This is a genomic window from Enterococcus sp. CR-Ec1, from assembly GCF_002850555.1.
In the GTDB taxonomy this organism is placed as follows: Bacteria; Bacillota; Bacilli; order Lactobacillales; family Enterococcaceae; genus Enterococcus_D; species Enterococcus_D entomosocium.
Window position 1 is genome coordinate 3,652,099 of record NZ_CP025223.1, and the last position, 23,723, is coordinate 3,675,821.

Annotated in this window: 23 protein-coding genes; 11 read left to right on the forward strand and 12 right to left on the reverse strand. The window is 41.6% G+C overall.

Annotated features, from left to right (window positions below; genetic code table 11):
* Positions 1-67: 67 nt before the first annotated feature.
* The gene (locus tag CXM95_RS17560) at positions 68-1,414 is read right to left on the reverse strand and encodes a CitMHS family transporter (RefSeq protein WP_010748906.1); all 1,347 of its coding nucleotides are present in this window, start codon (positions 1,412-1,414) and stop codon (positions 68-70) included.
* A gap of 431 nt (positions 1,415-1,845) precedes the next feature.
* Here CXM95_RS17560 and CXM95_RS17565 point away from each other — a divergent pair, with 431 nt between their 5' ends.
* The 11 genes from CXM95_RS17565 to CXM95_RS17615 all read left to right on the forward strand — a co-directional run bounded on the left by CXM95_RS17565 (position 1,846) and on the right by CXM95_RS17615 (position 10,387).
* Positions 1,846-2,193: a hypothetical protein gene (locus tag CXM95_RS17565; protein WP_223347142.1), complete on the forward strand. Its 348-nt coding sequence runs from the start codon at positions 1,846-1,848 to the stop codon at positions 2,191-2,193.
* 9 nt (positions 2,194-2,202) lie between these two features.
* The gene (locus CXM95_RS17570) at positions 2,203-2,622 is read left to right on the forward strand and encodes an acetyl-CoA carboxylase biotin carboxyl carrier protein subunit (protein WP_101699527.1); all 420 of its coding nucleotides are present in this window, start codon (positions 2,203-2,205) and stop codon (positions 2,620-2,622) included.
* 23 nt (positions 2,623-2,645) lie between these two features.
* A complete protein-coding gene (locus CXM95_RS17575; RefSeq protein ID WP_101699528.1) occupies positions 2,646-3,761 on the forward strand; it encodes a sodium ion-translocating decarboxylase subunit beta in 1,116 nt (371 codons plus the stop codon).
* 24 nt (positions 3,762-3,785) lie between these two features.
* Positions 3,786-3,911: an OadG-related small transporter subunit gene (locus tag CXM95_RS19130; protein WP_008381833.1), complete on the forward strand. Its 126-nt coding sequence runs from the start codon at positions 3,786-3,788 to the stop codon at positions 3,909-3,911.
* 12 nt (positions 3,912-3,923) lie between these two features.
* Positions 3,924-4,919 (forward strand): [citrate (pro-3S)-lyase] ligase, encoded by a 996-nt coding sequence (gene citC / locus CXM95_RS17580; RefSeq protein ID WP_101699529.1) that lies wholly within the window; start codon positions 3,924-3,926, stop codon positions 4,917-4,919.
* Between the two features lie 12 nt (positions 4,920-4,931).
* Positions 4,932-5,240 (forward strand): citrate lyase acyl carrier protein, encoded by a 309-nt coding sequence (gene citD / locus CXM95_RS17585; protein ID WP_005230465.1) that lies wholly within the window; start codon positions 4,932-4,934, stop codon positions 5,238-5,240.
* Positions 5,228-6,115 carry a citrate (pro-3S)-lyase subunit beta gene (citE, locus tag CXM95_RS17590; protein ID WP_005230463.1) on the forward strand — a complete coding sequence of 296 codons (888 nt, stop codon included), beginning with the start codon at positions 5,228-5,230 and terminating at the stop codon, positions 6,113-6,115. Before citD ends, citE begins: the two co-directional genes overlap by 13 nt.
* A 2-nt stretch (positions 6,116-6,117) precedes the next feature.
* On the forward strand, positions 6,118-7,650 hold the full coding sequence (gene citF / locus CXM95_RS17595; RefSeq protein WP_101699530.1) for a citrate lyase subunit alpha: 1,533 nt from the start codon (positions 6,118-6,120) through the stop codon (positions 7,648-7,650).
* A complete protein-coding gene (gene citX, locus CXM95_RS17600) occupies positions 7,643-8,185 on the forward strand; it encodes a citrate lyase holo-[acyl-carrier protein] synthase (RefSeq protein ID WP_233499073.1) in 543 nt (180 codons plus the stop codon). The genes citF and citX overlap by 8 nt, the downstream gene beginning before the upstream one ends.
* Positions 8,182-9,573 (forward strand): oxaloacetate decarboxylase subunit alpha, encoded by a 1,392-nt coding sequence (locus tag CXM95_RS17605; RefSeq protein WP_101699532.1) that lies wholly within the window; start codon positions 8,182-8,184, stop codon positions 9,571-9,573. Before citX ends, CXM95_RS17605 begins: the two co-directional genes overlap by 4 nt.
* 274 nt (positions 9,574-9,847) lie before the next feature.
* Positions 9,848-10,387 carry a DUF1697 domain-containing protein gene (locus CXM95_RS17615; protein WP_101699534.1) on the forward strand — a complete coding sequence of 180 codons (540 nt, stop codon included), beginning with the start codon at positions 9,848-9,850 and terminating at the stop codon, positions 10,385-10,387.
* Positions 10,388-10,465: 78 nt separating this feature from the next.
* On the opposite strand, the gene CXM95_RS17620 is transcribed toward CXM95_RS17615, so the two are convergent.
* The 11 genes from CXM95_RS17620 to CXM95_RS17680 all read right to left on the reverse strand — a co-directional run bounded on the left by CXM95_RS17620 (position 10,466) and on the right by CXM95_RS17680 (position 23,598).
* A complete protein-coding gene (locus tag CXM95_RS17620) occupies positions 10,466-11,152 on the reverse strand; it encodes a YoaK family protein (protein ID WP_087664496.1) in 687 nt (228 codons plus the stop codon).
* Between the two features lie 281 nt (positions 11,153-11,433).
* The gene (locus tag CXM95_RS17625) at positions 11,434-12,819 is read right to left on the reverse strand and encodes an MATE family efflux transporter (protein WP_101699535.1); all 1,386 of its coding nucleotides are present in this window, start codon (positions 12,817-12,819) and stop codon (positions 11,434-11,436) included.
* A gap of 80 nt (positions 12,820-12,899) precedes the next feature.
* Positions 12,900-13,280, reverse strand: coding sequence for a MarR family winged helix-turn-helix transcriptional regulator (locus CXM95_RS17630; RefSeq protein ID WP_016613715.1), 381 nt, complete (start codon positions 13,278-13,280; stop codon positions 12,900-12,902).
* Between the two features lie 411 nt (positions 13,281-13,691).
* A complete protein-coding gene (locus tag CXM95_RS17640) occupies positions 13,692-14,531 on the reverse strand; it encodes an RsiV family protein (protein ID WP_225869329.1) in 840 nt (279 codons plus the stop codon).
* Between the two features lie 32 nt (positions 14,532-14,563).
* Positions 14,564-15,082, reverse strand: a complete 519-nt coding sequence (locus CXM95_RS17645; protein ID WP_101699611.1) for an RNA polymerase sigma factor — start codon at positions 15,080-15,082, stop codon at positions 14,564-14,566.
* A 36-nt stretch (positions 15,083-15,118) separates the two neighbouring features.
* Positions 15,119-16,516, reverse strand: coding sequence for a polysaccharide deacetylase family protein (locus tag CXM95_RS17650; RefSeq protein ID WP_086372455.1), 1,398 nt, complete (start codon positions 16,514-16,516; stop codon positions 15,119-15,121).
* A gap of 615 nt (positions 16,517-17,131) precedes the next feature.
* The gene (locus tag CXM95_RS17660; RefSeq protein WP_101699539.1) at positions 17,132-19,504 is read right to left on the reverse strand and encodes a lectin-like domain-containing protein; all 2,373 of its coding nucleotides are present in this window, start codon (positions 19,502-19,504) and stop codon (positions 17,132-17,134) included.
* Positions 19,505-19,522: 18 nt separating this feature from the next.
* Positions 19,523-20,578 carry a DUF916 and DUF3324 domain-containing protein gene (locus CXM95_RS17665; protein ID WP_101699540.1) on the reverse strand — a complete coding sequence of 352 codons (1,056 nt, stop codon included), beginning with the start codon at positions 20,576-20,578 and terminating at the stop codon, positions 19,523-19,525.
* 85 nt (positions 20,579-20,663) lie between these two features.
* Entirely contained in the window at positions 20,664-21,464 is an 801-nt protein-coding gene (locus CXM95_RS17670; protein WP_061053445.1) for a WxL domain-containing protein, read from the reverse strand.
* A gap of 18 nt (positions 21,465-21,482) precedes the next feature.
* Positions 21,483-21,782 (reverse strand): LPXTG cell wall anchor domain-containing protein, encoded by a 300-nt coding sequence (locus tag CXM95_RS17675; protein ID WP_086372948.1) that lies wholly within the window; start codon positions 21,780-21,782, stop codon positions 21,483-21,485.
* A gap of 340 nt (positions 21,783-22,122) precedes the next feature.
* Positions 22,123-23,598 carry a helix-turn-helix domain-containing protein gene (locus CXM95_RS17680; protein ID WP_101699541.1) on the reverse strand — a complete coding sequence of 492 codons (1,476 nt, stop codon included), beginning with the start codon at positions 23,596-23,598 and terminating at the stop codon, positions 22,123-22,125.
* Positions 23,599-23,723 lie beyond the last annotated feature (125 nt).

A 23,723-nucleotide genomic window follows, 5' to 3' on the forward strand; every position in this document is an offset into this window, starting at 1 on the left:
GATATATCGATAAACAAGGAAAACTACCGAGCAAAATGGCAGCCTGCTCGATAGTTTCTTTATGAAGTTACTGTGGAATATAAAACGGCATATGACCCAATAGTACGATCGTAACGACAAAGATCACGAAAATCCCCAGTGCGTATTTCGCCGCTTCTTTTTGCCATTGCCCCATATCTAAGCCCGTCAAGCGCAATAGCAAGTAGATGAAGGCAACCAATGGACTTAACAAGTGGAACGCTTGGCCCATTAAGGACGCCAAGGCCATCTGCATATTGGTGAAACCATACGAACGACCTGCTTCTGCTAAGACTGGCAGGACCCCAAAGTAAAATCCGTCATTGGAAATAAAGAAGGTCCCAGGTGCAGAAATCAGGGCAATGACTAATCCCCAGAAACCAGCCAATTGTTTAGGGATGATTTGCGTGAAGCTATTCGCCAAAGCCGTTGCCATCCCTGAGCCTTGGAACAAGCCCATGAAGACGCCTGCTGCAAAAACTAAAATTACGACTTGCACAGCGTCGCCGCCGTTGGCACCGATCCGTGACGACTGGTCTTTCAAGATTGGGTAGTTGACCATCAATGCAATACACGTACCTACAAGGAATAACAAGATTGGCGGTAAAGCGATACTAGAGATAAAGGAGCTTGCTACTAACCAGCCAATCAAGACGATTGTTAAGATACCGTTGAAGACAAAGTTTTTCGGACGGCGGATCGCTAATGTATCAGGATCAGTCACAGTTGTCATTTCTAAAATCTCATCATTCGTCAGCTCGGTAACCCCTAAACGTTTCCGTTCTTGGATCCCCATTCTGCGAGCTACAAAGAAAACCACATAGAGCAGAGACAAGATCATTCCTGGCAGCAGATAAGAAAGAATATCCGCATCGACTTCCAGCACGGCCATTGCCCGAGCAGTTGGTCCGCCCCATGGCAACAAGTTCATGATGGTATTTTGCAAAATGATCAAGACACCAAGGTTCATCATTTTCATATTCAACTTCTTATAGATGGGAATAAACGCAGAACAACAGATCAAGGTAGTGGTCGTTCCATCACCGTTCAAAGAGACCGCAGCGGCAACGACTGCCGTTGCCATCAAGACTTTCATCGGATCGCCTTTAGCAAAATAAATCATTTTTTTCGTGATTGGATCAAACAAACCGGCATCCAACATAATGGAAAAGTACAAAATCGCAAACAGCAACATGATTCCTGTGTTGGCTGTTGTGGAGATGCCCTCAAGGACAAAATCACCGATGTTGCCTTTTTCGGAAACACCAGCAACCATCGCAACGAGGGTAAATAGTAATGGGATAATTACTAAGGATGTAAAGGGTGACATTTTTTTCTTCATGATGACAAACATGAAGACAATAATCATGGCATAGGACAAAATTGTTAAGAACATTTTCTTCTTCCTTTCATGCATCGAAATGTGTAAGCGTTATCAAAAAACATTTTAAAAAAATTACAGGCCCGTAATTTGTTAGCGACAAGCGTCACTAGTTTGTGAATATTTTTCTTTTATTAAAGGAAATAATGTTATTGAATGCTTTACACGTCTAAGAATAAACAATCAAGAAATAGAAAAAAAGACCCGTTTAAAAAAAGAACAGCAAAAAAACAATTTCTCTTTTCAAATCTTATTTTTCGTTTAAAAAGTTCTTAACAGAATATTAACGCAAGAAAAACCTTGATAAATCAGCGTTTATATCGGTTTTTCACTCTTTTCTCAAAAAAGGAACACTGAAAAAACAATTTTCAGCCGAAATAAATCTCGCTGATTGAACGGGAGTTTCTATAATGAAAGGGAACGAATCATTGAGAAAGGAGAAACCCATGAATCTTATTAAAAGATTGTTCAAAAAAACGCATGATGAACCAGATGCGCCTGTCAGTCCTCCTCTGAAGCCAAGGGAAATGATAGCGGACCCACCCGCGTCTGATTGGCAAGAAGTGTCGGGCTATCAGCCGGCGCCTGCAGAAGATTATCCGTTAGTCAGTCTGATAGCCGCCGCACTAGGTGCCGAGTGTTCCCCTGAAAGTCAGTTTGTCATTCGAAGAATTGAGAAACGCAATCCTGAATTTAAGCGAGTCACCCTGATTGCCGCCAGTATCGCCGCCGGAGAGCTATCAGATTCTCAGTTCACAATCAAAAAAATAGCCAAAAAAAATGAAAACAAGTGAGGGAAAAACATGTTACGTAAATTTAAAATAGCGATCGATGGGCAAGAATACCTTGTCGAAATGGAAGAAATCGGTGCCCCGCAACCTACCGCTCCTGCCCCAGCAGTGCCAACACCGGCTCCAGCAGCGGCACCCGCTCAACCAGAACCAGTCAGCACACCAGAACCAGAAGTAGCACCACAGCCAGCGCCAGCGCCAGCTACGCTTCCTGCTGACGGCGAGCCGATTCATTCTCCAATGCCGGGAACGATTTTACGTCTCTTGGTCAATGTGGGGGATACTGTGCAAGAAAACCAATCATTGATGATTTTAGAAGCCATGAAGATGGAAAATGAAATCGTGGCACCAAAAGCAGGAACCGTTGTTGCCATTGCAGTCAATGCGGGCGACATGGTCAACCCAGGAGAACTGCTGATTACGATCGGCTAATTTATTGAAAAGGAAGTGACGTAGTGGAAACGTTAATTGAAGGTGTAGTCGGGTTAGGATCGGAGCCGGGACGGATCGTTATGATGCTCATCGGTGGTCTATTGATGTATTTGGGGATCAAGAAAGAATATGAACCAACCTTGTTGGTCCCTATGGGATTGGGCACGTTGTTAGTGAACTTCCCGAACTCAGGTGTGTTAAGTGCTGGTGGAGAAGCTGGCCCGTTCCAAGTATTGTTTGATATGGGGATCTCAACTGAATTGTTCCCTTTGCTTTTGTTTATCGGGATTGGTGCGATGATCGACTTCGGTCCATTGCTGCAAAATCCATTTCTTTTGTTGTTTGGTGCCGCTGCGCAATTCGGGATCTTCTTTACGATCATCGTTGCCGTGCTGCTTGGTTTTGATTTAAACGACGCAGCTTCCATCGGGATCATCGGTGCCGCTGACGGACCAACGTCGATTTTTGTCGCAAATACGCTGAACTCGAAATATATGGGTGCGATCATGGTAGCAGCTTACTCTTACATGGCGCTTGTACCGATCATTCAACCGGTAGCCATCAAAGCTGTGACGACCAAGCACGAACGAAAAATCCGCATGACGTATCGTGCCGATGAAGTTTCGCAAACGGCAAAAATTTTGTTCCCGATCGTGATCTCGATCGTAGCAGGGTTGATTGCTCCTGTTTCATTGCCATTGGTCGGATTTTTGATGTTCGGAAATCTCTTGCGGGAATGTGGTGTCTTGGATCGTTTGTCCATCACCGCTCAAAACGAACTGGTGAATATCATCAGTATCCTCCTAGGTTTATCAATTTCTGTGAAAATGCAATATGAAGAATTTTTACAAGTCGATACATTGATGGTTATTGGTTTAGGGCTGGTTGCCTTCATTATGGACTCGGTCGGCGGGGTGTTGTTTGCGAAAGTGCTGAACTTGTTCCGTAAAGAAAAAATCAATCCAATGATCGGCGCAGCCGGAATCTCTGCGTTTCCAATGTCTAGCCGGGTCATCCAAAAAATGGCGACAGATGAAGATCCGCAAAACTTTATCTTGATGCATGCAGCCGGTGCCAACGTTTCAGGACAGATTGCTTCGGTCATCGCCGGTGGCTTACTGCTGGCACTGATTGCTTAGGTCACTAGAAAGGAGAGGAAAATTATGAGTCAAGATTTACTGACTTCATTTGAATTGTTGTTATTCGGTTGGGGCGGCGTCTTTGTCGTGATCCTGATCATCTACTTCGCATCTTTGCTTTTGTCGAAGCTCTTCCCAGTAAAAAAATAAAGAAGGCATTGTATGTATACCCTAAAAAGAATCTGGCTGCAAAAAGATCCGGAAGTCTTTTTGCAATGGCAAAAATTGATCACCCGTGCTGGCTTAGCCGTCGGTGAAGAAGTAGCCTATACCATCGGCATTTTTGACCAGCAAACCTTGATTGCTACTGCTTCTTGCTATGCCAATATCATCAAGTATGTGGTGGTCTGTGAAAAAAAACGCTCCGAACAGCTGTTGACGCAATTGATTTCGCACCTTAGCGATCATATCAAAGACGAGGGCTATACCAAGTCCTTCGTCTATACAGCACCGAAAAATCGTCTGTTTTTTGAATCTCTCGGGTTTCGTGAAGTGCTCGCTGCGCAAGACATCTTGTTCATGGAACAAGGCGTTCCTTCTTATGAAAGCTATGCCCAACAACTGCAACGGCAGCGAATCGGACAAAACAACGGCGCGATCGTGATGAACGCCAATCCTTTTACCAAGGGACATTTGTACTTAGTCGAAACGGCTGCGAGTCAAAAAGAACAGGTTTATGTGTTCGTTTTATCAGAAGACCGCTCGCAATTTTCTGCCAGTGAACGGCTGCAGATGGTGACGGATGGCGTGGCTCACCTGCCAAATGTAACGGTGCTGCCAACCAACAACTATCTCGTCTCTTCGGCAGTTTTTCCCAGTTATTTCTTGAAAGAGCAAGCACCTGAGGCGATCGCCAAAAAACAAGCCGCCTTTGATGCAACCCTCTTCAAAGAAAAAATTGCGCCGTTGTTGGCGATCACTACGCGTTTTGTAGGCTCAGAGCCTTACTCGCCCGTGACCCAACTCTACAACGAGGCAATGGCTGCCGTTTTTTCTCCCGAGCTTGAACTGATCGTGATCGACCGTCTGAAGATCAACCAATCAACCGTTTCGGCTACAAAAGTTCGGAAAGCGATTGCAGAAAAAGATTTACTTTTCTTGCAGCAATTTTTACCAGAAACAACGTTCTCATTTTTAATGCAGCATAACTATATTTAGAGGTGATAATAAGTGGAAATCAAAAAAAGTGCGGTTGCTGGCTCTGTTGAATCCAGTGATATCTTGATCGCGATCGAGCCCACCACAACCCAAACCATCGAGCTGACCCTCGATAGCAGTGTCGAAAAACAATTCGGCAAACAAATTCGCGCCGTCATCCTTGAGACGCTGAACCATCTAGGCGTGACACAGGCCAAAATCACTGCCACCGATAAAGGCGCATTGGACTGTACCATCAAAGCCCGAACTCTGACCGCCGTTCATCGGGCCGCCGAACAAGAACAGTATGCTTGGAAGGAGATCGACACATGGAACGTTTAAGAAGAACGATGATGTTTGTACCAGGAGCCAATGCTGCCATGCTACGGGATGCGCCATTGTATGGCGCCGATTCCGTTATGTTTGATTTAGAAGATGCGGTCTCCTTGAATGAAAAAGACTCTGCTCGGACACTGGTGCATTTTGCCTTAAAAACCTTTGACTATTCTGCCATCGAAACCGTCGTGCGCATCAACGGCCTCGACACGGTGGGTGCCCTTGATATCGAAGCGATGGTCCTAGCGGGGGTCAACGTCATTCGACTACCGAAAACCGAAACCGCCCAAGATATCATTGACGTTGCCGCTGTGATCACACAAGTAGAAGAAGAAAACGATCTGCCTGTAGGAACCACCAAAATGATGGCTGCCATCGAGTCGGCCGAAGGCGTTTTAAATGCCCGAGACATCGCCACAGCTTCCGACCGCTTGATCGGGATCGCTTTAGGGGCAGAAGATTATGTCACCAATATGAAAACCCGTCGCTACCCAGATGGGCAAGAGTTGTTGTTTGCCCGCAGTATGATTTTGCATGCAGCTAGAGCTGCGGGGATCGCCGCCATCGATACCGTCTTTTCTGATATCAATGACACAGATGGCTTTATCGCTGAAACGACCCGCATCAAGCAGCTTGGTTTTGACGGAAAATCAGTGATCAATCCACGGCAGATTCCCCTAGTTAATGGGATCTATGCGCCTTCAAAAGCCGAGATCCAACAGGCCAAAGAAGTGATATGGGCCATTCGTGAAGCCGAAAGCAAAGGTTCTGGTGTGATCTCCTTGAATGGCAAAATGGTCGATAAACCAATCGTTGAGCGAGCGGAACGTGTGATTGCCCTTGCCAAAGCAGCGAAATTGATTACCGAGGAGGAAGTGTAATTATGGTGTTAAACAAAGCAGGAAAAGATATCCCTGAATGCTATGCCAACCAATACGGGGTCTTTGAAAATGAAACGGCCAATATCCGTGCCTACAAAGAAGCGAGTCGCAAGATCGAGCCAGTCCTGCCAGGCAAAAGCAAGGTCTTAGGCAGCATACGTGAAGCCATTGAAAAAACAGGGCTAACGGACGGCATGACGATCTCCTTCCACCATCATTTTCGCGAAGGGGACTTTATCATGAATCTCGTTTTGGACGAGATCGCAAAAATGGGCATCAAGAATCTTGCGATTGCCCCTAGTTCCATCGCGAATGTCCATGAACCATTGATCGGACATATCAAATCTGGGGTCGTGACCAATATCACCTCCAGCGGTCTGCGGGACAAAGTCGGTGCCGCAATCTCCGAAGGCATTATGGATGCCCCAGTCATTATCCGTTCTCATGGCGGTCGGGCTCGTGCGATTGCCGCCGGCGATATCCACATCGATGTCGCTTTCTTAGGAGCGCCTAGCTCAGATGCGTATGGCAATGCCAATGGTACCGTCGGAAAAGCAACCTGCGGCTCATTGGGCTATGCGATGGTCGATGCAAAATACGCCGACCAAGTCGTGATCATCACCGACACCCTGGTGCCGTTTCCAAATACCCCAATCAGCATTCCCCAAACGGATGTCGATTATGTCGTGGAAGTCGACGCCATCGGTGATCCTGCAGGGATCGCAAAAGGGGCGACCCGCTTTACCAAAAATCCAAAAGAATTGCTGATTGCTGAGTATGCAGCCAAGGTCATCACCAGCTCGCCTTACTACCAACATGGCTTCTCCTTCCAAACTGGAACGGGCGGTGCCGCATTAGCCGTTTCTCGTTTTTTACGCGAAGCAATGATCCAAGATGAGATCAAAGCCAGCTTTGCCCTTGGCGGCATCACCAATGCCATGGTGGAACTGTTAGAAGAAGGATTAGTGGAAAAACTGATCGATGTCCAAGACTTTGATCACCCTTCCGCACAATCGCTAGGAAAAAACGCCAATCATTACGAGATCGATGCCAATATGTATGCCTCACCGTTAAGCAAAGGGGCGTTTATCAATCAATTGGATACCGCCATTCTTTCCGCACTGGAAGTCGACACGGATTTCAACATCAATGTCATCACCGGTTCTGACGGTGTGATCCGCGGTGCTTCTGGCGGACACTCAGATACCAGTATGGCGTGCAAAATGAGCTTAGTGATCGCTCCTCTCGTGCGGGGACGGATCCCAACGATCGTCGATACCGTCAACACGATCGTCACGCCAGGCGCCAGCATTGATGTCGTCGTCACAGAAATCGGGATCGCCATCAATCCAGCTCGCAAAGACTTGATCAGCCATTTTGAAGCATTGGATATTCCCCAATACACCATTGAAGAGCTAAAAGAAAAAGCCTACAGCATTGTCGGTCAACCCGAACCAATCAAGTACGGGGAAAAAACCGTCGCTTTGATCGAATACCGCGATGGCACGATCATTGATGTGGTCAAAAATGTCTGATGCCCTATTTTCAGGAACCCCTGTGACGCTAATCGACATGCTGCAGGCACGAGAAAATAGAAGCTCGCTTCAACGGGAGCTTCTCGCTGCGGATGAAAAAGCGGCATTGCTTGTTGCCACCATGAATATTCCCGGTCCCGTGAAAAATTCTGCCCCATTGACCGCCGTTTTTGAAGAACTCATTACGGAAATCGAAGAGGCCGTCAAGGAACTGATTCCACTGGCAAACCTCTACCGTAGTTTGGAAACTGGACCGGAATATTATCTCGTACTGCCCACAGATCCTTATGAACTAAAACGAATGATGGTTCAGATTGAGACCCATCATCCTTATGGTCGATTGGTGGATCTGGATGTCTTAGCCAAAAACCAAGACCAGCTTTTACCTATCAGCCGCACCGAAATCGGACTGCCGACAAGAAGCTGCTACGTCTGTGAACAAGATGCCAAAGTTTGTGGCCGTTCTAGAACTCATAGCGTAGCAGATATGCAGCAGCAGATCCGTAAAATCATTCAGGAAAGAGTGAAAGAATGAAAAAAATCCAATTTACCGAAACCGTCTTGCGGGACGGCCAACAAAGTCTGATCGCCACGCGGATGCCTACCAGCGATATGCTGCCGATTTTAAAAACCATGGATCAAGCAGGCTATCATGCCCTTGAAATGTGGGGCGGCGCGACCTTCGATGCTTGTCTGCGTTTTTTAAATGAAGACCCATGGGAAAGATTGCGGGCGATCCGCAAAGAAGTGAAAAAGACCAAATTGCAAATGCTCTTACGGGGACAAAATCTCTTAGGTTACAAAAACTATGCCGATGACGTCGTTGCTGACTTTGTTACCAAATCGGTTGAAAACGGCATCGACATTCTTCGTTTGTTTGATGCCTTAAATGATGTCCGCAATTTAGAAACCGCCATCCGCGCCACAAAAGCAGCCGGCGGACACTGTCAAACAGCAATCTCTTATACTACTAGCCAAATCCATACGGTGGATTACTTCGTCGACCTTGCCCATAAAATGGCAAACCTCGGCGCCGATTCCATCTGTATCAAAGATATGGCAGGCGTTTTGACACCGCAAACTGGCTACGAGCTGGTCAGCCGAATCAAAGATGCCGTCGATCTGCCGCTAGAAGTCCATACCCATGCCACCAGCGGCATCGCTGAGATGACTTACTTAAAAGTTGCGGAAGCCGGTGCAGACATCATTGATACCGCCATCTCCTCCTTTGCTGGCGGCACCAGTCAGCCAGCAACCGAATCTGTGGCGATCGCCTTAGAAGATTGCGGCTTTGCTACGGGACTTGATTTGCAGAAAGTCGCTGAGATTGCTGAACATTTCAATCCCGTTCGTGATCGCTTCCGTGAAGAAGGTCTGCTGAATCCAAAAGTCAAAGATATTGAACCTAAAACCTTGATCTATCAAGTACCTGGTGGCATGTTGTCAAACCTACTCAGCCAATTGACGGAACAAGGATTGCAAGACAAGTATGAAGAAGTCCTAGCAGAAGTACCAAAAGTCAGAGCAGACTTGGGCTATCCGCCACTAGTGACCCCATTGTCGCAAATGGTCGGTACCCAAGCCTTGATGAATGTGATTTCAGGAGAACGTTACAAACTTGTCCCAAGTGAGATCAAAGATTACGTCAAAGGACTTTACGGTCAATCGCCAGCACCCATCACCGACGAAATCAAAGAAACAATCATCGGAGATGCTGAAGTGATCACCGTCAGACCAGCTGATCTACTGGCACCACAACTGCCAGCCTTTCGGGAAGAAATCGCTGAGTATGCCAAAAGCGAAGAAGACGTGCTGATGTACGCCCTCTTCCCTCAACAAGCCCAAGACTTTTTAGGCCGACGAGAAGATCCCTTTTATGATGTCCCCGTACAGACCGTGTCTGTGAGGATTGCGGTGGATTAACAACGAAGCCAGAAACAGAGAAAACGACTGAAAGTGCCCCTCACAAATTCGCTTGCTTGAGCAGATTTGTGAGGGTTGTTATCATTTACAGGCTGTTTATTCGTTTTTACTAATTAGCAGCGCAAAAATACATGCGCCATAGCCACTCCACCAATAAGCTTGCATTCGTCGTTTCTCGCTCACGTATTTTGGGTAGCTGAGAAGCCAGGATTGTACTTCCGCTCCATCCATTCTATAATCAGCTAAAAGAAGGGTTTTAAAGGAGGAGTTATCCATGCAACGATACATCGCTTTATTAAGAGGCATCAATGTCGGTGGAAAGAACAAAATTTCTATGAAAGAATTGAAAGCCGGTTTTGAAGAACTGGGGTTTAGCAATGTGGTCACTTATTTGAATAGTGGCAATGTGATTTTTTCTAGCGAAGAGGATGATCCACAAGCCCTTGCCGAAACGATTAAAGCAATGATCAAACGGTACTTTTCCTTTGATATCGCTATTTATATCATTCGCCAAACAGAGCTGCAGGAACGCTTGACCCATATACCTGACTGGTCAGGAACGGAAGATAAAACCATCTATGACAACCTGATCTTTTTGATGCCTTCACTGTCCTACGAGGAGTTATCTGAAAAACTCGGGGCTCCGAATGCCACCCTTGAACAGGTTTTTCCTTACAAAGACGTCGTCTTCTGGTCCTACCTCCGCAAAGACTATCAAAAAACCAATTGGTGGAAAAAAACAGCCAGCACTAGCGTCGGCAAGCAGATTACGATTCGGACCATCAATACCGTAAGGAAGATTGCGGAGCTGTGACGACATTCTAAAAAATATTCCTGTTTCAACTTATAAGAAAAACCGTCAGAAGGAGTCCCTCTGACGGTTTTTCTTTGACTATCGAATCGTCTTTTTCGCTTGATGGATTTCAATAAAAAGAGCCAGCAGAAACGTGAAGGTTACGATCCAAATTGAATATTTTTTCAAAACAAGACTGACAAAGGCTAGTAAACAAGCACCAATGACAAATGAGAGCACGACGATCGTATAGTTATGGGCATTGCGTCTTTGAAGCGACGTTTTATTCCGTGAGGTCAGATAAAGATACCATTCATTTAGCATTTTCCGATAATTGCCTGAGGTCATCATGATCGTATAAGGATTTCCTTCGATTTGCGTTCCAGTGAACGTCAGCATCAGCAAGCCACTGCCAAAAGCAAGCAGACCAATTTTAAAAAGGTGCAAGTTTTGAGACAACAATGGAATGATCAAGCTCGATAAAATAACAGGTAGCATGGTGTAACTGCGCCAATAATGACTGAAATTGCTGCGCTTTAGAAGAATACCTAATAAAAATCCTACCGTAAACAAAACGATCGATACGATCTTAGGCAGCATTTGCTGCCAATTATATTGGGATAAATTCGAAGCCATCAAAATAATGTTCCCCGTCTGGGTAGCAACTAATCCATGAAAGTAATTGTGAGAATAGACATCTAATGCCCCGCCTGAAAAAGCCATTAAAATCGCAAACAGACGACTGTTATTCGAGACAGAGACAACTTTATAAAATTTTTTTTGCATAGTAGGTTCCTCAATCGCTTGATAATTTTGCTAATAGCATTTGTTTTAGACGCTTTTCTTCTATTGATACATGAAAAAGATCGTTTATCCTTGAAATGGAGTTTTTTTCAATAGTAAGTATAACAGAATCAACATCTCCTCTTACTTTAACGAAAAGGAAATATATAGCAAGTAAAGAAGCCCAACAAAGCAAACTTCGTTGGGCTTTCCTTATAGGATGTTCGAAAAGAAACCTTTCGTTTTCCTTTCTTCCATAAACAAATATTCCGAATGTATCTGATTCATATACGCTGTTGGTTTTGCATGGCGGGCAGATCATTCTTATTTAGTTTATTTAGATAAGGAATCATCATTAAGACACCCGCAACAAACGCGATACCTTCTGTAATCGTCATTGACCAAATCAATCCATCCAATCCATAGAAATGATGCAGCAATAAAACGATCGGAATAAAGAATGTTCCTTGAATCGTGGACATCACTCCGGTCTGAGCACCTAGTCCAGATGCCTGAAAGATGCCCGTGAATAAACCAGAGAAACCATTAAAGATCGAAGAAACCAACTGTGCTCCCAAAATCGTTAAGCCAACTTGGATCACACGAGGATCACTTGTAAATAACCCCAGCACAGGCACTCGCAACCAATACACAATCAAGGCAAAAAGGATGGAGATCCCACCTATCCACAAAGATACTTCTTTCAGTGCTTCTTTCACTCGTTTCGTGTTATGGGCAGAGAAACTGTAGGCAAATAACGGTATGACGCCCAAAAATAGACCCATTGTTAAAAATTCCGGTAATTGCGTGATTCGAACAGCGATACCAAAGCTAGCCACAACATTATCTCCATATTCAGCAGAAAAATTGTTCAATAATAATGTGGTGACGATCATGAAAGCTGATTTAAACAGCTCGGATATCCCTATTTTATAAACTTCTAGCTGATCTTTGATTGAAAGTTTCATGTTCTTTAAAAAGCCCTTCAATGTCTCGCTTTTCGTTTCTAGGAACCAGACATAATACGTTGTTGAAGCGATATTCGCAATCACCAGTGATAGCCCTGCACCGATCACATGTAGGTTAAAGACGAGAATCAATAATGCATCAAGTAGGATACTCACTGCAACACTGACGAACATGCCATACATTGATTCTTTTGATGCCCCTTCTGAACGCACCAACTGTTCCAAAGCAAAATTTAAAATGAACGATGCTCCACCAACAAACAAAATCAGTGAATATTGTTTTGTATACAAAAATGTCTGCCCACCTGCTCCTAGTAAATGAATAAACGGATCCATGAAAATTACTGCGACAATCCCTATGATTACACCGAGCAGGATGCTCGAGTAAAACGCATAGCCGGCAACTTTCTTGCCCTTTTGAGTGTCTCCATTGCCTAGTAGTCGTGTGATATAGCTTCCTCCACCAACACCCAGCATGTTCCCAACGGCCATCAACAGAATCGTAATGGGCATCGCCAAGGTAATCGCCGACATCATATTGGTATCATGGATCAATCCAATAAAATAGGCATTAATCAAATTATAGATCGTCGTGGTTGAAATACCAACCATCATCGGGATCGATAAATGGGCAATTGCCTTTCGCACCGGACTTTCGCTTAAGTAGTAAATATTGGATTCATTCATTGTGACTTCTTCCATGATGATTCCTCCTTCTATTAGATAGTTAACTGTTAGAATTCTAACTTTAAGGCAATAAGCAGTGATTGACTGCTTATTGCTCATAGACTTTGATCGATTTTTCTTAACAAACGAGTCAGTTCTTCGACTTCTTCTGCATTCAGTGCTTGGACCAGTTCTTTTTCTGCCGCATAAAAAGCTTCATTGGTTTGATCAATCAACGCTTTTCCTTTAGGTAAAACGTATATATTTTTTTGCCGCTCATTATTTTTTGGGATGCGGCGTTCGATATACCCTTTTTTTTCTAACCCTTGAAGCATACTTGTGATACTGGCATCACGACGTTGAAACACTTGGGCCAAATCCTTCTGAATCAATCCCTTGTCTTCATTTTGTGCGATATACGCAATCATTCTTCCTTGCTGCTGACTGATATCCAGGTCTTTTATACGCAGTTCCATCGATTCCCGTGACTTATTCATAATGGAACGCATCACATTCGAAACGATCAGTTCCTCCAAAACGACTCCCCCTTCGCCAAATGTTAGATATCTAACTATTCGAAAAGAATATACACCGGTTAAAAAGGAAAGTCAATAAAAAGATTCGCTACCTAATAATTAGATCTCTAATTATTTTCAAATCCAATAATGGTAGTAAGGCTCAGGGAGTTCCACACTGTGGAAAAGTTACTCACAAAAGCAGACAACAAGGGACTTTTTATTGCCTTTGTAGTAAACGTGTATAAAAGAGTCTCTGGGTTCATCGATTTTTTCCCCTCATGGTATCAAAGCCAATTAGAAAAGTAGGCTTTATTTTCCGCTCTTGCTAGCGAAAAAAAGAAAGCTTATCCAGAAATCATTTTCTGAATAAGCTTAAACTGATTTATTGATCTAATTAAAAAAATTTTCGTCAACTAAGATCGGCTTCAATACTGTAGTAGGTATTATGAACTCTTGTGTCCCCATGTATCCAGCCGAAACTTCATATTTATCAAACGAAATAACTAGTTCATGATTTTCATTAATATAAAAATTCGGATCATTCTCCAACCAATTTGTATCATTATAGTCTAAAACCCAATATTTGATATCGCTATTTACTCTCATCCGCTCTTTCATTTGGTGCTCAATTTCCTGAGCCAGCACCTCTAAATAGTTTTCCGTTTTAAATAACATCTTTAATGATAATAAGACCTCGTTCTTTTTATCGAATGTATCAAATCGATGTTCGACATTGGTGCTCCCCACTGTCTCTTCAAATGTACGGTCGATTACTAAAAATCGATTATCATTGACTTTCACATCATAGGTACCACTGACATACATTTGTTTTTCGTCCACCTTATTTATTACGTCTATATAACTTTGATATGCTCGTTGTCCTTCACGGAGATATTTTTCATTTAATTGCGAATACACTTGATTTTCTTCTGTTATCTTAGGCACATCAATAGTGATTTCTGCCTCCTCTTGACTGAACAGAAGCGTTTCCCCAGTTATAATTGATACCAAATCCCCCAAAATAGGTATTTCTGATGCAAAACCTCTAAAGGTAGTATTTTGAAGCATAATCAAAAAACTAAAAACCACCAAGATCACGCTTTCGACGCCTCTTCTAAGTACTTTTCGCTTCTTTTCTTCGTATACCTTTGCCTTTTCTATTTGAAAACGCGCAACTATTTCACGCTTTAATTGTTCTTGGTTTTCTCCATCAAACGTGTGCTGTTTCATTTCGCTCATTCTCCTTTTCATATCTTGTTTTTTTAATTTAAAAGATGCTTAAATTGAACAAGAGAACGGTACATCTTCGTTTTCACCGTATTCTCATTTAAATTAAGTATTTGAGCAATTTCTTGCAAGGTAAATCCATCAAAATATTTTAAAATGATGATATCTCTTTCCGGACTAGGCGTTCTCTCTAGAATTTCCTTTAGTTCAAGAAATTCACTTTGATCGAAACGAAAATGACTTAGTTCTATAGTTTCTTCAAAGGCTAATCCTAATGGTCTTAGTCTCTTCACTCGCCATTGATCAATCGCGGTTCTTACTAAAATTTTATAGAACCATGCTTGAAAATTATCAATTTCTACTGTGTTTCTAAAGCTTTTTAACGCCTTTTGAAAGCTATCTTGCAGGACATCTAAAGCATCTTCATGATCATAAACATAACTGTAGGCAATTCGATACATTTGATCATATTTACCTTCTATCAGTTCTTCTAGTAAATGCTCATAATAGCGCACTTTTTTTGTTTGACTTCTATTCTTAAAAATAAAGATCACTCCTTCCACAACTCTCCAATGGACTAGAAAAGACTGCTATTTAATTTCTCTTTGGTCAGCTAAACCAAAATACTGATTTAGTGGTTTTTGTCCATAAGAGAGCAATTCGCTTATAGTCACAAACTCATAGCCTCTTTTTCTTAGTTGACTTACCATTTCTGGAATGGATTCTACGGAACGTTCATGGATATCATGAATCAAAATGATTGATCCATTTTCCACAGTATCAATTACCTTATTTACAATCAAATCTTTATTTTTGACTTGCCAATCTTCAGAGTCTACATTCCATTGAATAATAGGCAATCCGATGGTTTTGGCAACGGCGCCGTTTACTGCTCCGTAAGGTGGTCGAAAGAGTTTTGGCAATACCCCTGTAGCATGAAATATTGCCTTATCAGTCTTCAGTACTTCTTCTTTGACTTTATCCAGGGTTACTTGAGTTAAGTCTGGGTGAGTGTATGAATGACTGCCAATTTCATGCCCCTCTCCCACTATTTTTTTCGCGACCTCTGGGTTCTTATCAACCATCTGACCTAAAACAAAAAAAGTCGCTTTGATCTTTTCTTTTTTTAACTCTCCTAGTAATTTTTTCGTAGACGTATCGTTAGGTCCATCATCAAAGGTGAGCGCGACATAGTTTCTTTTTTGGTCTAAGGATTTTTTCGGCAGATTATTATCAGAAACGATTGCTGGATCAATAAAAGGCAGAATTTTTTCAGTGTCGACATTCATCTTTGTCACCCCTAAGACCTCTTTATCAAAAGCGATTTGTATTGAGTGAGGGAGAAGGGTTATCTTACTATCCTTGCTTAAAAAGTCATTCGTTAACACTTGATCTAATTCTTCCTCATCAATTGTCGATTTTAATTTAGTTCGAGTACTAAGTAGCTGTTCTTGTACAATTCTGTTTATCGCAAGCAAGTCTGATTCATCGTTGACAATATCTTTTAATCGAGGCTCATTTCGATTTTTGGATAAGAGTATTTCAGATAATTCTTTTAATTCACCTAAATATTTCAAAGACTTTGTTTTATCATCCCAAATATATTCCTTTGTTACTAATTGTCGATTAATAAGGGCATCATTCACCTTTTCCTCATTGACATAAGAAAGCACCATTGACCGAGAATCCTTCAATTGTTTCGAAGCAACCTGAGTTTGAGCTTCCAATTGTTTTATAATATTTTTATTTTCAGTCGCAGAATAGTACAGGTAATATTTGTTGTATTGATTATCGCCACTCTTTGATTCTTCAATCTGAGTGATATCACGATCAAAAAATTCAGTTTTAATTGTTTTTTCGACTTGCATTTCAAAATTTGTTTGTTCTTCTCCATACACTTGACTCATTAGGTACTTATACATGGCACCCACTACTAACGTAAGAATCAGTGCACAGAATATAGCTATTAACAATAATTTTTTTCTCATAGTATTTCCTCTCTTTCGTTGTTCTATAGGGTATGACGAAAGAACAGGTCAAATAGTTTCATTTATTAGCAAGTTTTTATCAATCGTGAACTTTCTTAATCGTGATTCCTTTATCTCCATAATGTTGCTGTCTAAATTCATTAGCGAAAAATAGTAACTTCCAAATTATTCGTTTTTTCCTGTCTTTTCCTTTAAGGTTTAGCTTTGACATCAGACCTTTACGTTTTCCCTTAACTATGTCATTAGACAATAGCGTTAGTTCTTAATCTTAATACTTGCGGAAAACAAAAAAAGGCTTCAAAAAATTTTTTTTGAAGCCTTTTTTAAGATAATTTGTATTTATGCAAACTCTATGACACATTGAATACGATAGAATTCTTCTTTTCTACACTTAGATCATAACCACAGATTTCTTTGAAATATGTCTTGATTTGTTTGATATTTCCTTTAACTATTGGTGGCATGACGCTTAGTTTCTCGTTTAATTCTTTGTTCGTCATGGCTTGACTTTCTTTTGAATGAACCAGGATCATACACGAACTATTCATCTTTTTTCGAACCAATCTAGCGGTCTCATTAATAAATGGCAGAAAAAGGAAAAAAGAAATTTCTCTTTTAATTGTCAGGAATAGCATTCAATTCCCATATCAGGGTTGTGGAATAGCTTGTGGCTTCAGGATTTGAACCTTTCGGTGCGTTGAGCGTAACACTTTCCCTTGCGGTATGCTCATCTCCAAAACGATAGATCCATGTGCCTGTTCCTTCAGTATCTTCCGCACGAATCAGTGCTCGCTTGTTTCCTGGTACCAACGTTAACGGGTTGGCTGTCTGTAAAGAAGGGGTATTGCCACCTTGAGCGGTCACTAATTGTTGATTTGAGAAAGTAATACTCGCACCTGTAAGCTGTTGATTTTTTAATCCTTCAAATTGTTTCGTCTGGGTAACCGATAGCTGCCAGCCGTTACGCTCAGTAGCTGACCGACGATCGCTGATCTGAATATAGTTAGGACGTTCTTCCATCTCATTTACAGTTCCGTCTTCATCCAATAAACGTTGTGGTTGCGCGTAATAGATTTGGTCATGAACTGAAATAGGTTGTGAGCCAAAGTTAAAGGAGGAAATGAAGTCAATACTCAGAAGCCCTTGATTTTCTGGCAGCTCTGGTTTATTTTCTGGGTTCACTTCTATTTCAGGATCCAATGGATCTACTGGTGGCATAGAGCCCTGTAAGATATAAACGAGCCAATAATTTTGTTGCTCTCGAGTAAATACCGTATTCAATAATTGATTGTCTCTTTCAAATAAAAACTTGTAGTTTTCTATTTCTTTAATCGTTACTTCTAGCTCCTCATTCACATAACCAATGATTGTATCAGATGGCGAAATAACTGTCCCGGCATCATCAATGTAATGAATTGTCACCTCGGACTCAGCACGATTAAAAAAGTAAGTAACATTCCGACGCTCAGCCTCTGGTTTTATGGTATTGTTTGTTTCATCGAAATAAAGTGCATCTGTCTCAACATGACTATAGTCATAACCAAGAAGGTACGGTTCATCATCAATCCCTGAATTTGGATTAAGAACTGCCTCTGATTTAAAAGGAATTTCTAACAATTGACTAGGTATTATTTCTTCATTTGTAGCTGCATCACGATAACTGACTTCAACTTCTCCTGTCCCTATTACATAGTCCATCTGTTCAAATATAAAGCTATGAACATTGTTTCTTGCACCTGTACTTCCTGAGATTAAAAAAGATAATGCAGTAGTATCGATTCCTTGCCAATCGGATATATCTCGTTCCCAGGTTTCTCCTTTATAGTTAATACGGAAAATGTTTGCTTCTTCACTTGGCAGATACTCAATGACTATATCATCGTAAGCGCCATTCAATGTACCTGTTCGCTTTGCTGGAGCATCGCTTCCCATATAAGTAGTCAATAAACCATTCGTCTCATGATAAACGTATCCAGCAAAAGGAGCCCCACCTAAAGCAGCCGGATCTCTAGCTGCACCCGCTCCCTGAGTTGTATTAAAATTTGAATCCAATTTGAATCCAAAGCCTCCTGTTAGGCCAGCAATCCCCATACCGTTTCCACTATTTCCAACAGCAGAATTTTCAGATCTATGGAAACCAAAAGCCATACCATCTGCACCATTCGTATTAGAACCAATATTTGCCTTCCCTGTCAAAACAAATGGATAATTTACACTTAATTTTTCCTTCAATGTAACATTTCCAACTTGATTATTACTAGCTGTAGTTAAGGTTACTTCCCCTGTTTCTGAATCATACGTTGCAGAACCCTGTAAGTCAAAATGCTGCAAAAAATTATCTTTTGTGACGGTAGCATTTGAACTGTATTCATTATCTAAACTTTGCGATGGCTGCTCCTTCATTTGATTCTCTTCTATTGCATTCTCTTTCGCTTCCAGATCCGCTTGTACTGTTTGAGCATCATCAGAAGCTTCTATTCCTTCAGTAGGGTTCTCCACATTACTATCTTCTTGTTCACTGATTTCAAGATAAGCCGTTGCTCCTCCCACAGACAGTTCATAGCGTCCTGCTTGTTCAAATACTAAAGGAAGAACAAACGTATTTTGCGCCCGTTTTGACTGAACCAGCCATTCCTGAGACTGCTCTATCTGTTCGACTGATCCCCCTGCCGGTAACTGCTCGTTGATAAGCGTTGCTTCTTCAGGTAAAAATACTCGTGTCTCTGAAACTTCTTGATCAGAAAAGAAGGTTACTTGTATGGGTTCTTCTACCGTCCCTTGCATCCGCGCCTGAGTAAAGAAAAAGCGCGCATCACTAGCCTGTTCTTCTTTTTGAAGGTTTTTCATGGATGGGTGTTCTACCTGTTTTTGTTCCTCAGTGTCCATCGTTGTCTCAGCGTAGACCATGCCAATCGATAGAATTAATGCTTGCATCATTAGAATAGACGCCCCTAATAGAAGCAGCGGTCTTCTTAATCTCGTGGTCATTCCATTCACTCCTTTTTACTACTCTTGTTCGCTTCTGTTTGCTTTCTTTTTTTGAATAAGTAGATAAAGAATGACCCCCAGTAAAAGAACAAGTAAAATGATTGCGCCAATCATCCACCAATTCATACTTGAATCAATGGTCACATCTGCTTGATTCAATGCCCTGGCTTCATCTGCTTTAATTGTGAAGGGTCTCTCCCATACCCACTCATCTTCACCAGATATTGCTCTTAATTTCAATACATAGTCGCCACTTTGAAAGCGATCGCCTTCTAACGAGATTGGAAAATCAAAATTAGAATTGGGCGCCATTTGCATCATTTCTTCACTCGCTTCATAAAGAACCTCGTTTTCTCCTGCTCGTTGTACTGTCGCTTCCACCGCCATTCGATTGACAAAGGTAGGCGTGAAGTTTTGGATCGTTGCACTAATCACATTCCGATAATTCAACTGATCTGCAAAAACAGCTAATAAATCGAGATCCGGTTGAACTGAATCCCGAGAATTGCTGACAACAATCCCAATCACATAGGCAAATTCATTTTTGATCGCTACGCCTTCTTCATTGATTGCCGTTTCTTCTTGCTCCTCTTTGACTTCCGAAATCCGTAGACCTCCCGCTAAAAATCCCTCAAACGATTCTTCTGGCATATGTAAAGGAACACTAATTGTTTGGGTTTCATTTCCTGCCAGTTCAATGACGCCAGATGAGTCAATCAATTCGTCCAATGAATAAGTAAGGCTACTATCTGGTTCTTGGGCATCTTTTCCGTACTCAACGACTCCATGAACATTGGTATACGCTGTATGAGGGGTTACTTGCACTTGAATTGGGTCACTACTAACATTTTGCAGTTTCAATGCTAAGGTTTCTGTTGCTCCAGCTGCTAGATTCAAATCGAAATAACTATTTGATCCTTCTACCTGGCTTTCAGGAAATTCAGGCGTGACATAAAATGACAGTGTTTCCTCCGCTTGAGCTACTGATGGAAAAATTCCAAAAAGAAGAAAAAGAAGCGTAAGTACCCACCAAGAGGCTCTTTGAGAACGATGAGCTAAAGTTGTTTGTTTCAAGGTTACGTCTCCTTTCTTAGAAAAACAGCGTCACAATTTTACTGTGACGCTGCCGAGAGTTTCAAAACAAATGGTTACAAGGCTTTTATAGTTCGTCTCCAGGTGTTAAGTTTAATTCCCAAGTTAGCGTTGACGTATACGTTGTCGCATCTTTGGCTGTTGAACCTGGAATCGACAATTGTATTGCGTTGTTTTCTACAACGTCTGTCTCAGGATTAAAGTCCTCTGCTTCAAATTGGGCAGTCAAGTCTGCTTGGTCTCCCCAGATAACTGAAGAAGCTCCTGCACCTTGTCCTTGTGCCGCAGTCATCACTGAACGCGCTGCACCATTAGGAAGTAATGTTAGTCCAGCCTGGTGCACTGTAGGTTCGTTATCAGTATTGCTACCTTCATAATTTAACTGAGCATTAGCAAAGGTGATTTGCGCTCCCGTTAGAATTTTATTTTGTGCTTCTGGAGCTTCAAAATCACTTAAGCTCACTTTTAGATCCCATCCAGCATTGGTTCCACGAACGTCTTGTACTTGAGCAAAACTAATATATGGAACGTCAGTAGGCCCACCTTCTTCTGGATTAGCGAGTTCAGCAGTCTCTGCAACCATATTATATGTTTGATCTTGGTTGGAGATGACCTGAGTACCAAAGTTCATTGTAGGTGCCTGTACGATAGACAATGGACCTGTAACTGGATCGATAATCGGTGGAATAATCACATCCGGATCAGGTACAGGAGGGATGACTTCCAGATCACCGTCTTCATCCGCTGTAAACTGGATTTGACCTTCGGTTGTTACTTCTCTCATTTCATCGGCAAAAACAGAAGCTGCTCCTCCTGCTAAAATAGTAGTTGATAGTGCGGCAATTGTTGCTAAACGAATAAATTTCATTTGGTTATTCCTGCTTTCTTATTGTTTTAGATTTTTATTATGATTTCTTTTTTGTTTCCATAAGAGGAAGACGAAACTGATTAGAAAAACGCCTAGCCAAGCGTGCCATGAATGTCCTATTTCGTTTGTTTGTGGCAACGTACCATCTGGTTTGGCCACTTCGGTAATTGGTGGTCTGACAATACTTTCGGGCGGCGCTGGATCAGGTGTACCAATGGGTTCATAGACACCAGTAAATCCAATGGTCCCATTTGTTTCAACTTGCTGGACTTCTGCAGCGTTTACCAACGGTAATGATAAAACTGAGAGTATTCCCATAAATATTATCCACCTTTTTGTTTTCTCAATCATGATCCTCCCCTTTGTTGTATCTCAAAATTCTTCGTTTTTGGGTTGACGACAAAAAAAGACATTCGATCGGATCGAATGTCTTGGAAAAGTTATTAGATTAGGTTTTCTATTTTAGAGAATACATAACAAATATCTATTCTAAAAAACGAAGGTTTTTGATACTTTTATTTGTAAGTTTGTATGCATACCTTTTTCTTACATGATTAAGGTTACCTGATTTTTTGGTCAAATTGGAATCAATATTTTCATATACGGATGAAATAAATGAAAAAAACACTCGTTAATACTTTTAACGAGTGTACGGGAATTAGAGAAATGGTTTTCGATACGGATCGATTTTTCTTTCCAGATTCCGCCAGTCATGCTCATCTGGGACAGCTTTCAATAACAAGTAATCTGTTTCAATAATATAGTCTAAGAGGTACCGATTATAGTTTGTGACAATCAAATCAATATGAGCGGCATTTAATATTTCTTGTGTCAGATGTTGCAATGGCAAAAAGGTCAACGTGTGCTTTGTACCAAACTGTTGCATTGCACGAGTTCGAATCTGTTGGCAGATGAAGTGATCACCTTCTAGAAGAAAATAAATTCTTTTTGTCGGTGAATAAAAATCAAAAATCAAATCACTGTAGATCGTTAAACTCACACAAATATCTTCAAGATATGGCGCAGCCAAAAAGTCTTTTCTTTGATGCTTCTTTAAAAATCGTAAATTCCGTTGATAGTTTTCATTGTCAGAACGCATGAGAGATTCTTTGATGTCCTGTGCCTCTTTGTTCAATGCAGGAGCTAACGTATAGTTCACTTTTCTAGACAAAAAGAAGGATTGCAAGAAAATTTTTATCTTGGCATAGCTCTCATTTGTGAGCTCAAACTCTTGTAAGTAAGCCTCCGTAAGTTTGGCAATTTCTGATCCTTGATGAAACTGCTGGTAGAACTTTTCCTCCGATGCTTCTCGATCTAAGGTACGTTTACAAATAGTAACTAAATAAATCCATGCAAATTCTTCCTTCGCTAGTTCTACGCCGTAAAGCTTGTTGATTCCGTCTTTTAAAGAATACAGGAGGGAGAAGCTATTTCCTTTGTAGGCTAATTCAATCAAGTATTTCGGGACTGTTATCGGAAAACCAAGGCTCGCCCGTTTGATTGCAATAAAAAAAGTATAGTAAAAAGCAGCTGGTGTTGTTCCAGAGCCAATATCATATTGTCCTAGTTTGTTGTTTAACTGGGTTAAGACCAACTCATGCAATGCGGGGTCGGGAACAAGGGTATGGGCAGTATCAATCCCTTCGTAATAAAAGTCTTTGAAGAATTTCCGTAAATCCGCTTCGCTCCCTTCAATTGTCAATGGATTCGACACCCATTTTAACCGATAACTGCTCAATATTTTGTTCGATTGCCCCAACAACCGTCGAAACGTGCTCTCAGAAAAATGATAATGATGGGCCAACTCGTCAATATCCATCAATTCCCCTTGAAAAATATGACCGATGATTTCAAATAAGCACTCATTTTCTAGCAAATCTTGTTTCTTTTCTTGGTACACGGAAGGTTTTTTCTCTTCAAAAAGAAAGCCACTATTCCCCGAAGTTAGGGTGATACAATCACCAAAATAGTCTTTCACATACTTGAGATCATTTGCAATTGTGCGTTGTGTGACTTGCATCTTTTCTGCCATTTCACCAATTGTAAATAAACGATCTCGCTCCATCACACTCAAAACTCGAAATAAGCGCTTAGTTGTGCGATTACTGATAAATGCTAACTGTAAGTCTCTCATATTCTCCGCCTCATATCTCACTACGTCTTTTGTCTAGATGTTACATACATAACACAACAACAAAAAATGAGCAAGACACGGCTCTTAATCACTTCATAAAAAAATAAGTTGCTTCTATACACAAA